This window comes from Mucilaginibacter sp. P5_A6 (genome assembly GCF_056400585.1).
This window is the reverse complement of record NZ_JBFUKZ010000025.1, coordinates 90781-105222: the sequence shown is the minus strand read 5'-3', so window position 1 is coordinate 105222 and position 14442 is coordinate 90781. Positions and strand designations below refer to the sequence as shown.

The following is a 14442-nucleotide window of genomic DNA, read 5'->3' as shown; positions in this document are numbered from 1 at the left end:
AAAATTAACTCAAGCTTTAACCGGTTGAGGTAACTACTGCATGTCCATTTATTTATAATAAATTGCCTGTTTAAGTAATATTTATATTACTTTAGTGTACTGGCTTTTAAAATCAATTTGTTGATTTTGGGTTCCTATAATGATCTCTATTCGCATAAAATATTACTATCTCCTTACAGTTACATTAATCTCGATATGTGCAAATGCTTTTGGGCAAAGCAGCCAGTACCGGTTTTCGCACCTCGATATCGCCAATGGTCTTTCACACAACCAGGTTAATTGTATATTAAAAGATTCTAAAGGCTTTATGTGGTTTGGCACTGCATCGGGCCTCAACCGTTATGATGGTTACACCTTTAAAGTATTTAAGCATGACCGCAATAATAAAAACTCTGTTAGTGATGATTTTATAAACAAGGTTTTTGAAGGTCCTGATAAAAAAATATGGATATCAACCCGTAATGGGTATTGTTTTTATGATCCCGAAACGGAACAGTTTAACAGTGATATGCCGCCTTTGCTCCGTTCTTTAAAACTTCCTGCTTATCCCTACATCTCTAAAATAGTGCAGTCTGGCTCGGCAGACTTTTGGTTTTTGTTCCCCGATTCAGGTATTTACAGGTACAATGCCATAAGCAAGCAAACAAAACACTATTATCATAGCAATCTTTCCACCCCGGCTTTATACTCAAGTTCCGTTGCAGACATCACTACTGATGCTAAAGGCAATGTATGGATAGTTTATAGTGATGGCATAGTGGAGCTGTTTGATATTAACCTTAATAAAATTAGCTACCATACGGATGCCTTTAATAAGGCAACAAATAATAAAAATGGGAATTATTCTTTAATGGTTGACCGCGATAATGATTTGTGGCTTTACGCATTTTATGAGGAATCTGGTGTATTTTACTACAGGCCTTCAACAGGGGCTTTGCGGCATATTGATAAGGAATCGGCCGGAGCAAAGTTAAACGCGAAGGTAATTAGCGGTATTGTTCAGGCCGATGATGGCCTGATATGGATTGCCGCCGATCACGGGGGCATAAATGTACTGGATAAAAAGGATTTCAAAATTACTTATCTGCTAAACCGGGAAGATGACCCCACATCATTAAGGCAAAACAGTGTATTCCTCTATAAAGATATCTTCGGTATTATGTGGGCCGGTACTTTTAAAAAGGGAATAAGTTATTATCATAAAAATATCATCAGGTTTCCGCTCTACAGGCATTTTGCCTCAGATCCTGGTAGTTTAAGTTTTAACGATGTTTACAAATTTATAGAAGATAAGCACGGAAACCTGTGGATTGGCACCAATGGGGGCGGTCTCATTTATTTTAACCGTACAACAGGCAGGTTTACACAATATAAACATGATCCGGGAAACACAAATAGCCTGAGTAATGATATTATTGTTGACTTATGTGTTGATCATGATCAAAAATTATGGATAGGAACCTATTTTGGCGGTCTGGACAGTTTTGACGGAACCACATTTACCCATTACAAACACAATGATAAATTAGCCACCAGTGTAGCTGATGACAGGGTATGGAGCATTCTGGAAGATTCTTCGCACCGTTTATGGATAGGGACGTTTGCCGGAGGGCTTGAAATTTTCGACCGTTCAAAAAAAATATTTTATCATCCTTTTAAACAGCGCGACATCAGGTCTCCGATGATAACAGCAATGTTTGAGGATAAGCGTGGCAATATATGGACCGGAGGATATTTTGGTGTAGATGTAATATTAAAAAATGGGAAAGGGGTAACTCATTACATCTCAAATGGCAGCGACGCAAATAATTTAGTCGACAATACCATAAACAGTATTAACGAAGATAGCCGTGGTTTGATGTGGATAGCCACATCAGGCGGGTTAAGTGTTTTCAATCCAAAGACAAATATTTTTACATCGCTGACAAAAAAAAATGGGCTCCCGGCAAATTCAATATCGAAAACACTGGAAGATAATAAGGGAGCGATGTGGTTGAGCACCTCAAATGGTTTAAGCCATGTCACCTTAACGCCAAAGGCAAATGGTTTTAATTTTCACTTCGAAAACTTTGACGAAATGGATGGTTTGCAGGGCCGTGAATTTAATATGAATTCTGCTTTAAAAACACACAGGGGCGAGTTGATATTTGGAGGTGTTGATGGCTTTAATATTTTTGATCCCGCAAGCTTAGAACTCAATACCAATAAGCCGCAATTAATATTTACCGATTTTCAGTTATTCAATAAGAGTATATCAGCCAATGAGGCTATTAACGGGCATGTGGTACTCTCAAAGGCCATATCGTTAACACACAGCATCGTACTTAATCACAGCGAAAATGTCTTCTCGATAGAATTTGCCGCCCTTGATTTTTTCAATTCCGGTAAAGTAAAATATCAGTACATGCTGGAGGGTTTCGACAAAGGGTGGGTAAACGCAGATAACAGAACACGAAAAGCTAATTATACTAACCTGGATGGGGGAGATTATGTATTTATGGTGCGGGCATCCAATTCCGGGGGCGTGTGGAATCCGAATTATATTTCGTTAAGGATTAAAATACTGCCGCCATTCTGGAAATCGACCCTCGCCTTTATCATTTACTCGGTACTGTTTATTGGTATTCTTTTGTTTATCCGGCGTAGGGGAATACAAAAAATAAGAAGACAATTCACTGCTGAAAAGGAAAAGCAGGAAGCAAAATTATTAATTGAACAGGAGCGCCAGGAGGTTAAACGTATGCATGAGCTTGACCAACTGAAAACTAAATTTTTGACGAATGTAAGCCACGAGTTCAGAACGCCGCTATCATTGATCATGGCGCCGGTTGATAAAATGCTTACCCGTGCAGATCAGGAACAGAAACAACAGCTGAATATGATAAGAAAAAATGCCAGGCGATTATTAAACCTGGTAAATCAGCTGCTCGATTTTAGGAAGATGGAAGTTCAGGAGTTGAAACTGCATACCAAGCCGGGAGATATTGTGAAGTTCATCAGCGAGATAAGCCTGTCATTTACAGATATTGCCGAAGAAAAAGAGATTGATTTTGTGTTTGATACTACGATTGATTCCATGTTTACCAGTTTTGATCATGATAAGATAGAAAGGATATTGTTTAACCTAATATCAAATGCCTTTAAATTTACTCCGGCCGGTGGTCAGGTAAGCGTTTTGCTTAATGTGGATAAGCGGAGCGATAGTGATGCCTCTCTTGAAATAAAAGTGATCGATACAGGTATTGGCATTCCGCATGAAAAACATAATAAAATTTTCGAGCGTTTTTTTCAGCACGATATTCCCGTGTCGATGATTAACCAGGGCAGTGGCATCGGTCTTGCAATAACACGTGAGTTTGTGAAGATGCATGGAGGGGAAATAACCGTGGAAAGTGAGCTGGATCATGGCAGTTGTTTTATCATCAAACTGCCGCTTGTTATTTATACCGGGCCCGAAATGGATCTATTAGCCGAAGATGAAGTTGAAGTTGATGATGAAAATCTGAACGACGTCAGCCATATTGAAAATAAAGCTTTACCCAAACAGCAGTTTGYAAATAAAATGCCGGTGGTTCTTTTAGTTGAGGATAACGATGATTTTCGTTTTTATCTGAAGGACAATTTAAAGGACATATTTTTTTTAATCGAAGCTTCAAACGGAAGAGAAGGCTGGCAAAAGGCGCTTTCGCAGCATCCGGATATTATCGTAAGTGATATCAGTATGCCCGAGATGACAGGTATTGAATTGTGCAAAAAACTAAAGAGTGATAAGCGCACGTCGCACATTCCGGTTGTATTGCTAACCGCATTGACGGCTGAGGCGGAACAAGTAAAGGGTTTGCAAATTGGTGCAAATGACTACATGACAAAACCATTTAATTTCGAAATACTTCTTTCAAAAATCAAAAATATCCTTACCCTGCGGGATACCTATAAACGGACATATAAAAAGCAAATGGATGTGCAATTGCAGGAAACACCTTTACAAAATGAAGATGAGAAACTGTTAAGGAGTATAGTAGAGTATATAGAACTTAATATTTTAAACGATAGCCTTTCGGTAGAAGAATTAAGCCGCCAGATGAACATGAGCCGCGGATCGCTTTATAATAAGGTTTTGATGCTTACTGGTAAATCACCTGTCGAGTTCATTCGTTCCATAAGGCTAAAAAAAGCAGTGTATTTGCTCGAGAATAGCCAGATGACCATTAGCCAGATTTGCTATGAAGTCGGCTTCAACACCCCCAAATATTTTACCAAACTATTCAAGGATGAGTATAATACCCTTCCCTCTGCCTATATCAGTTCTATCCGCCAAAAGAAACTATCCGAAGCTGAAGAATAATAGCTTCCATATCGCTTAAGGCAGTTAGCCATAACTTGGCTCCAAATATTATCCTATAGTCTGCAAAAGCCTGGTGCACTGAAGTCATGGGTTGTGAATTATTATTAAGTTTTCATGGGCATACAAGGTATAATAGCTCCGTTTGTTGTTTGTAGTATACTCATTTACAGTGCATTGTGTTTGTTTGAACATTTGGTCTATATTTTTGTTCAACTCTGCCACTTCTCTTTTTTTGAGTTATCATAGTTTCATCCCCCGGAATATAAATTCAAAGTAATGTATTTAAAGATGTTGCTTTTATACAATGTTCCACCAATTACCAATAGGACCAACAGTTAACTTTTTTTTGAATTAGTAAGCATGCGTCTGGCTGTACCTGAAGTTTTTTAACTGATTGTTCGGGCAGCCGTTTCATGTGAAGAAACTAACAATAAAGTAGTTTCCAAAGGTTGTTTTTGAGTCTTGGGTTATTCAAAAAGATATGATAACAAAATAATTATGAATGAAAGAAGAACCATTTAAGTACTAACCAAAAAAACAATGAATCAATTATCAAACCTTAAAATCCTATTATCAGATGGATAAAAATTTACCAAAAAGAGTGAAATACCAGATTTCATTATTTATCACAAGCATGTTACTTTATTTTTCAGCGCATGCACAAACCGTAAATATTACGGGCAAAATAACAAGTGCCGACGATGGTCAGCCGATACCAGGAGTAAGCATTAAAATTAAAGGCACAGGCCTTGGAACCATATCCAGCGTTGATGGTAGCTACGCAATAGCGGCTGAGCCTGGCAAGGTGTTAGTTTTTAATTTTTTAGGTTATGCAAAACGGGAAATAACCGTTAAACAAGCCGGTGCAATTAACGTCAGGCTCAATTCAACATCCAGCAACTTAAATGAGGTGGTGGTTATTGGTTATGCCAAGGTGCAAAGAAAAGATGCTACCGGGGCCATAAGTTCAATATCGGGTACCGAATTGCGCCAAACACAACCAACTACTTTTGACCAGGCCCTGCAAGGAAAAGTTGCAGGTGTAGTAGTGCAACAGATATCAGGTCAGCCTGGTGGTGGCGTATCTATTCAAATACGTGGTGTATCGTCAATATCAGGCGCAAATGCGCCGCTGGTTGTTATAGATGGTGTTATTATTCCTCCAGCTACCGACCCTGGTCACGGCTCCAATCCTTTAAGTGGTATCAATCCTAACGACATCGAATCACTCGACGTATTGAAAGATGCATCTGCAACTGCCATATATGGTTCGCAGGCTACCAATGGTGTTATCGTTATTACCACAAAAAGAGGTAAAGCAGGGCGCCCAACTGTAAATTACGATTTTTATACCGGTTACCAGGAGATTCGTAACAGGCTCCCTACCGTGAACTTACAACAGTTGGCAACATTTTTGAATGCCCGCGCACAAGTTTGGGGCTACGGTACAAGGCCAGAATTAGCCAATCCGCAATATTTAGGTAAGGGTACCGACTGGCAAAGTGAATTATTCCGTAAAGCGCCGATGACCAGTCATACACTTTCTGTAAGCGGTGGTGATGAAAAAACCCAATATTATATATCGGGGTCTTACTTCAACCAGCAAGGTATAGCGCTTGGGTCTGCTTTCAAAAGATACTCAGTACGTTTGAACCTGGACACTAAAACCACTAAATGGTTAAAATTAGGAACCAGCCTTCAGTTTTTTCGTGTTTATGAAAACACAGTTTCCACTGATGGCGGTGTAATTGGCAGTGCATTAAGCATGACACCCGATGTTGCGGTAAAAAACGCCGATGGTTCCTATGGTGGTGTTACCACCTCGGACGGTTGGGTACCACCTGTTGCAAACCCTGTAGGCATAGCCTCGCTTTTAAAAAACGAATCTGCAAGATATGAAGCGTATACCAACGCTTATGCTGAAATACAGTTTACTACGGATCTGTCATTCCGTACAGAAGTATCTGGTAACTTCACATTTGGTTCCCACAATACTTTTAATCCGGTTTTTCTATTTGGTACAGCAACTAACAATGTCTCCAACCCCGTCAACAGTGCCAGCTCGGATATTAATCATGACTACTACACCACATGGCGCCAATATTTAACTTTTAACCATAATTTCAAGAAATCTAAATTCAATATTTTAGGAGGGCACGAAGCAAATACAGATTATTACGAAAATATAAGTGCCGGGCGTAAAAATTTCGTTTCAAATAATGTGCAGGCTATCAGTGCTGGCGATCCTACTGTTGTAACAAATGGTGGCGATCATGGTCCCGGTAGCTCATCGGAATCTTATTTCGGCCGGGTTAATTTTTCCTGGGATGATAAATATCTGCTCACTGGTAACCTGCGCAACGATGGTTCTTCAAATTTTCCGGTTAACCATAATTGGGCGATTACCTATTCAGGGGCATTTGCCTGGAAAATTAATAACGAGGCGTTTTTAAAAAGTGTAAAATCTATAGATGAATTGAAACTGCGACTTGGTTATGGGCTTACCAACAACCAGGGTATACCGGGCAATACTTATGCAACCCAACTAACAACAGTTCCTACCGGTTTATCAGGTGTTTCGCAGTTTCAAAGCAATTTGGCAAATCCAGACGTAACCTGGGAAAAAACAAATTATTATAATGCCGGACTTGACGCAACGTTTTTTAACGGCCGCATAAACTTTTCGGTAGATGCTTACGACCGCGAAACAAAAGGGCTTTTATTAAAAGTCCCGCTTCCTGAATTTAGCGKTACTACCACGAATTGGTCGCCGGGGGCCATGGCTTCACCATATGTAAACGTTGGTTCTATTCGCAATAGAGGCTTTGATTTCCGTATTAGCACTACTAATACCAATAGCAAAAACTTTACATGGAAAAGTGATTTTACCTTTTCACGGAATGTGAACACAGTACTCAGTTTAGGTTCTGGCGGAAGTGATGCCAGCTTAACTACCTCTGTTCAAAAAACCGTAGTCGGGCAGGCAATCGGCGAATTTTACGGCTACATATATGATGGCATATTTGCAAAGCCAAGTGATTTTCAAAACCATGCCCGGTCTGCTGATCAAAGCGGAAAACCTTATCCAATTACTCCCGCTTATGGCGGTATCTGGTACGGCGACCGTATGTTTAAAGACTTGAATGGTGATGGTATTATCGATACCAGGGACCAAACTTTTCTGGGTTCGCCTCTCCCTAAATTCCAATATGGGATCAACAACTCATTTACCTTCAAAAACTTCGGCCTGAATATCTTCTTTAGTGGTAATTATGGCAACAAAGTTTACAACCAATTGGCTGTATCACAAACCAGTTCACAAAATAACACATCCTATTTTGTCCAGGTATTAGATTACGCGAAATATGCTATGGTAAATCCCCAGGGTTCGTCGTCTGATATTAATAACGTGTATATCTCCAACCCGAATACATCGGTTGTAGGTTTAAGACAGGATAACGTCACCAACTATAATAATCGTCCTTCTAATTTGTGGATCGAAGATGCTTCATTCCTGCGTTGTAAAAATATCAGGTTAGATTATAGTTTTCCAGAAAGCATGTTGTCGAAAGTATTCCTGCATTCAGTCCGTGTGTATGCTAATGTATCCAACGTATTTGTAATCACAAAATATAAAGGGATGGATCCTGAAATTGGTACATGGAACCCCCTTCAGGGCGGTGTGGATGGCGGTAACTATCCTATGCCACGCGTATTTACTATTGGTGCAAGCCTAACCTTTAACAAATAAAATGATTACCAATTTTAAAAAGATATTTTATGAAACGAACTAATAAAATTGTGTTTTTTTTGCTACTCGGAGCAGCAATTGCCGGATGTAAAAAAGAATTTTTGAAGCGTCCATCCAACTCGCAAATTAGCTCTACTAATTTTTACAAAACCCCCGGCGATTTAAGGCTGGCTACTGCCAGTTTGTATGGAGGTGCACCTTGGGGGCAATGGCATTATAATGCTTTGTTGCAATTGGGTGATATATTGAGCGGAACTGGTCATGTAGGCTATAACGACGATATGGGGCAGCTTTTTAGTCGTACAATTACGGCGAATAATGGCATTTTAAATTCGGGCTGGACAGGTTTGTATATTGTGATCGGTCAATGCAATAATGTTATTAATGCCATACAGCAAACAGCGTCGGCATCTATCCCGCAGGCAACCAGAAATGCTGCTATTGCCGAAGCAAAATTTATACGTGCGGTAGCTTATTACCACCTCGCTGTTTATTGGGGCGCTGTGCCCATTATTGAGGACAATTCCAAATTAATAAGCAACCCTATGCTTAATCGTAATACTGTTGGTGATGTATTTAAATTTATCACCATCGATTTAACTTATGCCGCACGAAATCTTCCTTTAAAAGATGACAAAGGCAGGGTAACCACCTGGTCGGCGCAAGGAATGCTGGCCAAAGCGTATTTAACAATGGCAGGTGTGGGCAGCAAACAGGAAGGGCAGCGCAACCAGGCATTGCTGGACAGTGCAAAAAAATACGCAGGTAATGTGTGTAAAAACAGCGGATTAACGCTTCTTGGGCAGGATGACGCGAACCATCTCGGTTATTATAATCTTTTCAGGTCGCAATACAACGACAACCCCGAAGCATTGTTTGCATTTCAGTGGTCGCCAGATCAGACGAGTTGGGAAACCGGTAACATGTATTTAACCTTTTCACCAAGCAATGCTATAAACCCTCAAAAAAACGGTGCCTGGTTTGGCTTAGCCCCAACCTGGGATCTGTATAAGATGTACTCGGCCGACGATACAATAAGGCGCAAAGCCACTATTATGCTCAACGGAGATTTTTATCCCGAATTGAACGCTGCAGGTGGTGGTTTTAAATCAACAGGCGTTGGTTTAAAAAAACACATTATTGGCAACGAAGTGGATAACAACGCGCCAACAATGACTTATACGTCATCCATTGAGCATGACGCGGTACTGAGGTTGGCTGATGTATATTTGGTGTATGCCGAAGCTATTTTGGGTAACAATAGTATTACCTCAGATCTTGATGCCTTAACCTATTTTAATAAGGTGCGGACAAGGGCTGGCGTGGCCGCTGTGAATAAGTTGGACGGCCCTACAATACTTAAAGAGAGAAGAGTTGAACTTGCTTTTGAAGGACAATATTGGATAGATCTTGTTAGGTATTCTTTTTACAGTCCGACGGCAGCTGTGAAGTTGCTTAACGATCAGGATGCTACTCACAGCCGACAGACGTTTAGTTATGATCCTATAACGCGTATAGCCACAAGGGATACTACTGCTGCTCCATCTGCGGTTGCGGCATCCATCAGTTCATTTACATTGCAAATTCCGGCATCCGAATTATCCTCTGATCCGAAACTGGCAGCTCCACCGGTACCATATTATTAATTGAAACATTTTAAATAAATTGTTATGAAAAAGAAATCATACCTAAGCTTGTTTTTTTTGCCGCTTTTATTCATGATAGTGGCCTTATCACCAGCTTGTAAAAAGAATGCTGACAGCGGCAGCAGTGCTCCTCCGGTTATCGCAGCTATTAAAAGTTATGTGGCCTCACCTAATGATACGGTTTTACATAGCGCTGTGGCAAAGGGCCAATGGGTGGTTATAACCGGGCAAAATTTGCAAAATGCAACTCAAATTTATTTTGACGGAGTTCCTGCCTCTTTTAACGTTGCTTTATTTGCCCCCAGCAGTGCTGTTGTGCAAATCCCTGCCATACAGTTTTCAACGATTGATACGGCCAAACTGTATACGGTAAAATATGTTACAGGAGCAGGTTCAACAACGTTCGCTTTTAAATTAGGCCCGCCGGCGCCAACTATTAGTGCCATATCCGATGTGTTTGCCAACCCAGGCGATTCGGTTTATCTGTATGGTACCAATTTAGTATTGGTTCAACAGTTTGTTTATGGTGGAACCAAAATTCCAAAATTTAACTCAAACGCTGATGGGACCTCTCTTGGTTTTTTGATGCCGGCAACAACACCCAACAGCCAAATAATAGTTACCACTAAATCTGGTACTGCCAGGGATACAATAAATGCCAAGCCAACCATAACCGGGATTTCCTACGAAAATGCCAACCCAGGCGATTCGGTTTATATTTACGGTACCTATTTTAAGAATATTGAGTCGCTAATTTTTGCGGGCACTACAATTACCACTTTTACAACGTCAAAAGATACCAAGTCTATCGGTTTTGTAGCGCCTTCACTCTCGCAAAGCGGGCCGGTATCTGTTACTACAAAGTTTGGCACAGGTACTACTGTGTACAAGGTGCACGATGGATCGACAGGTCTGATAGCCAATATGGAATGGAGCGGGCCTTTTGGCTTTACATGGAATGGGTCAAACCTGTATAACGGTACTTATTATCCGGGCGATTGGGAATCCTATGATGCTTCTTTTTCCGGGATCACAACAAATAAATCGCAACATGTTGCCAAAAAAACAGAAATTCTGAAACCCGGGGAAGGAGCTGCCACGTGGCCGCCCACTTATGAAATACCGTTTGACGATCAACAGTGGATACCAGCAGCCAACCTTGGTGATGCACCAGGTAATTGGGCCTTTAAATTTGACGTAAGTGTTCCTAAAGCCTGGAATGGTGGTACAATTAATTTTGTAACCGGGCCAGGCGGTTACATAGGCAGGTGGGAACCATGGCAAAAAACCGGAACATCGTTCACTACAAAAGGCTGGATTACTATAACAATCGCGCTGTCATCGTTCCGTGCAAATGATGCCACACTTGGCGACGGTATGGGAGATTCCGTACCCGACCTTATTAAGTTGGTAGGCCCTACAGGAAAAACCCACTTCACACTGTATATCCATAACTATAGCGGCTCGGCCACGTCAACGGGCTTTTATGGTGCCTTTGATAATTTTAGGGTCGTAAAAATTAAATAAACTAAGGTCCCGCCGCAGCATATAGCTGTGGCGGCTTTAACTAATTAAAAGATAATTTTTTATTAAAAAACGAATATGAAGATAATGAAAATAGAGACGGCGTATAAAATTGCAGGAGTGTTTTTTGCAATTTTAGTTGCGACTTCTTGTAAAAAATCGGAAACAGCGTCCGCACGGCTTACGCTTTCTAATCTAACAGATACTATACCGGAAGGTGGTGGAACCGCGGCCTTGGCATTTACAAGTAATGCCGCATGGAGTGTTGATACTACCGGTATAGGATGGCTGCATTTAGACAAAACATCGGGCAATAGCGGTGATGCATCCATTAAATTTACGGCAGCAGCAAATTTATCGGGCAGTACCCGTTCTGTGCTGTTGAATTTGAGTTCAACAAATGGTCAAAGAAGGCGAATTACCGTAATGCAAAATGCCCAAATCTATCCATCATATAATATATCGCCAAAAACACCTGATGCAGCAGGCATGGGCAGCACTGCTACACAGTTGGCCGCAAAAATGACAATGGGTTGGAATATTTATAACACTATGGATGCGCCTGGATGGGAAACCGGATGGGGAAACCCGAAAATTACCCAGCAGCTGATTGACCTGGTAAAATCAACTGGTATGAATGCCATAAGGATTCCTTGCACCTGGAGTAACCACATAATAAATAACCAAACTCAGGAAATAGACCCACTCTGGCTCGCCCGCGTAAAAGAAGTTGTTCAATATTGTTTTAATGACAATATGTATGTGATACTTAATACCCACCACGATGGTTATATTGACTGCAAAGTTACAGGTGCTAAACAGGATAGTGTTGATGCCAAGCATAAGGCAATTTGGCAGCAGATAGCCACAACGATGCGGGATTTTGACGAGCATTTGATATTTGCCAGTGCCAATGAACCCAATGCGAGTGATATACCCACAACCGTTACCTTAATGCGTTATCACCAATCATTTATTGATGCAGTGCGAGGGACTGGTGGTAAAAATACTTATCGTGCGATAGTTATTCAGTCGCCTTCTACGTCACTTGATTTGCTTTCTTCTTATCTTGATCCGGCTAATGCGTATAAAACACCGACACTACCTACCGACCCTACCCCTAATAAAATGATGGTAGAGTTTCACTTTTATAGCCCGCCGCAATTTTGCATATTAGGTGGCTACGGTAGCACAACACCTATGGACGCAAGCTGGGGAAAAGAATTATATTTCTGGGGAAAAGACTTTCATACAAAAAACCCACTCTTCCTGGATCGCAACTGCGTAGCCTCAACAGAAGAAGCTTATATGGATAACGCATTTAAAGACGTTAAAACAAAATTTGTGGATAAGGGTATCCCGGTAGTTATGGGCGAATTTGACATTCAATATCACGCTCAGAGATTAACCGGATACCCGGCTGATTCGATATTGGCATTAAGATCGGGTTGGCATTACTATGCTTATATCACAAAGCAAGCCAAAGCACATGGTGTGCAGCCGTTTTTATGGGCCAGCGGTATATTTCAGCGGCCAAATACCGGTGTGCCCGCGTATATAGGAGACCGGCAGGCATTAGATTCGCTAAAAAAAGGTGCAGGGTTTTAAGCAAACCRACAATTAATATAATCACCCATTGTGGGTAGTAAAAAAGATCATCTGGACAGTATGCTGTTCAGATGAATCTTTTATGTAAAGATTAGGAGAAAATGAAAATAAAGTATTCTTTTAAAATATTAATATCTATTATATCGATTGCGTCTTTTTTTTCATTCAAAAGGGCGAATAATTACAATACAGTCTTCAAATTATCAAACACCAATAAGTCGTCTGCCATTTGCATGGCAAACCATCGTCCTGGTAATTTGATAATTCCTTTTAATTATGGTCAGGCGGGGAGAAATACGGTTTTCGCATGGCATGCTACCTATCCGTCTTATAATAATTCGCCAATAGCCCCCGATTCAACCGGGATGAAAAGTAATGCCGCACAACTCGCCGCTAAAATTAGGTTAGGGTGGAACATCGGCAATACTTTTGAAGCCCCGGGCGGTGAAACAGGTTGGGGTAGTCCTGTTATTACAGAGGATTATATAAAATTCGTAAAACAGCAGGGTTTTAATGCTATCCGCCTGCCATGCGCCTGGAATTTGACGCATTTAGCTGATAAAAGCAAAGCGCGTATAGATATAAATTGGCTTAAGAGGGTTAAAGAAGTAATAGGATATTGTGTAAAAAACGATATGTATGTCTTACTCAACATACATTGGGACGATGGTTGGCTCGAAAACAATTGTACCACCGTTAAAAAAGAGTCTGTTAATGCGAAACAAAAAGCGCTTTGGGAGCAAATTGCAACAACTATGCGCGATTTTGATGAACACCTGATGTTTGCCAGCGCCAATGAGCCGAACGCAGACAATGCGGAAAAGATGGCAACGCTTGCCAGCTATCATCAAACCTTTGTTAATGCAGTTCGATCCACCGGCGGGCGGAACAGTTACAGGGTATTAGTAGTTCAGGGACCTTCAACAGATATCGATAAAACCAATGACCTGATGACTGCTCTTCCCCTGGATAAGGTGGCGGCGCGGATGATGGTAGAGGTGCATTATTACTCTCCATATCAACTTTGTTTGATGGACGGCGATGCAGACTGGGGCAAAATGTTCTACTACTGGGGAGCCGGACATCATTCTACACTAGAGCCCGGCCGCAATGCCACCTGGGGCGAAGAAAGTGATGTAAACGCCACCTTCAACAAGATGAAGACAAAATTCGCTGATAAGGGAATTCCCGTCCTGCTGGGCGAGTATGGAGCCTACAGGCGTAACAACAGCAATCATGTTCCTTTAGATCTGGCAACTCATAACGACGCTGTGGATTATTGGCTAACCTATATTACAAAACAAGCGAGAGCCAACGGGATGCTGCCATTTTTCTGGGACACGGGTGGTGCTTTGGACAGGCAAAATTATTCAGTAAAAGATCAACGTACAATTGTCGCCCTTAATGCTGGCGCTAACTAAAATATTACACAGAAAATCTGCAAATTGCATTCGAAAATAATAACACATAACGCTGCCGGTATCATGGATTAAAACATAGTACCGGCTGCACTACGGATAGCAGAACCGATATGTCACCTGCATCTATAACAGATGACGTTATTGATA

General features: G+C 41.1%; 6 protein-coding genes. All 6 read left to right on the top strand.

Annotated features, from left to right (window positions below; all coding sequences use genetic code 11):
• Nucleotides 1–139 precede the first annotated feature (139 nt).
• The 6 genes from AC1DO4_RS22800 (at nt 140) to AC1DO4_RS22775 (ending at nt 14295) form a co-directional block, all read left to right on the top strand.
• Nucleotides 140–4345, top strand: a complete 4206-nt coding sequence (locus AC1DO4_RS22800; protein ID WP_477419872.1) for a hybrid sensor histidine kinase/response regulator transcription factor — start codon at nt 140–142, stop codon at nt 4343–4345.
• Between the two features lie 634 nt (nt 4346–4979).
• Complete coding sequence (locus tag AC1DO4_RS22795) at nt 4980–8096, top strand: SusC/RagA family TonB-linked outer membrane protein (protein WP_477419871.1); 3117 nt, start codon at nt 4980–4982, stop codon at nt 8094–8096.
• 29 nt (nt 8097–8125) lie between these two features.
• Entirely contained in the window at nt 8126–9742 is a 1617-nt protein-coding gene (locus AC1DO4_RS22790; RefSeq protein WP_477419870.1) for a RagB/SusD family nutrient uptake outer membrane protein, read from the top strand.
• Between the two features lie 24 nt (nt 9743–9766).
• Nucleotides 9767–11269 carry a glycan-binding surface protein gene (locus AC1DO4_RS22785; RefSeq protein ID WP_477419869.1) on the top strand — a complete coding sequence of 501 codons (1503 nt, stop codon included), beginning with the start codon at nt 9767–9769 and terminating at the stop codon, nt 11267–11269.
• A 75-nt stretch (nt 11270–11344) separates the two neighbouring features.
• The gene (locus AC1DO4_RS22780; protein WP_477419868.1) at nt 11345–12874 is read left to right on the top strand and encodes a cellulase family glycosylhydrolase; all 1530 of its coding nucleotides are present in this window, start codon (nt 11345–11347) and stop codon (nt 12872–12874) included.
• A 233-nt stretch (nt 12875–13107) separates the two neighbouring features.
• The gene (locus AC1DO4_RS22775; protein ID WP_477419867.1) at nt 13108–14295 is read left to right on the top strand and encodes a glycoside hydrolase family 5 protein; all 1188 of its coding nucleotides are present in this window, start codon (nt 13108–13110) and stop codon (nt 14293–14295) included.
• Nucleotides 14296–14442 lie beyond the last annotated feature (147 nt).

What these genes read in the sequence shown, in the direction of transcription:
- AC1DO4_RS22790 (WP_477419870.1), top strand. Translation starts at nt 8,126, where the DNA reads ATGAAACGAACTAATAAAATTGTGTTTTTTTTGCTACTCGGAGCAGCA.
- AC1DO4_RS22785 (WP_477419869.1), top strand. Translation starts at nt 9,767, where the DNA reads ATGAAAAAGAAATCATACCTAAGCTTGTTTTTTTTGCCGCTTTTATTC.
- AC1DO4_RS22780 (WP_477419868.1), top strand. Translation starts at nt 11,345, where the DNA reads ATGAAGATAATGAAAATAGAGACGGCGTATAAAATTGCAGGAGTGTTT.
- AC1DO4_RS22775 (WP_477419867.1), top strand. Translation starts at nt 13,108, where the DNA reads ATGGCAAACCATCGTCCTGGTAATTTGATAATTCCTTTTAATTATGGT.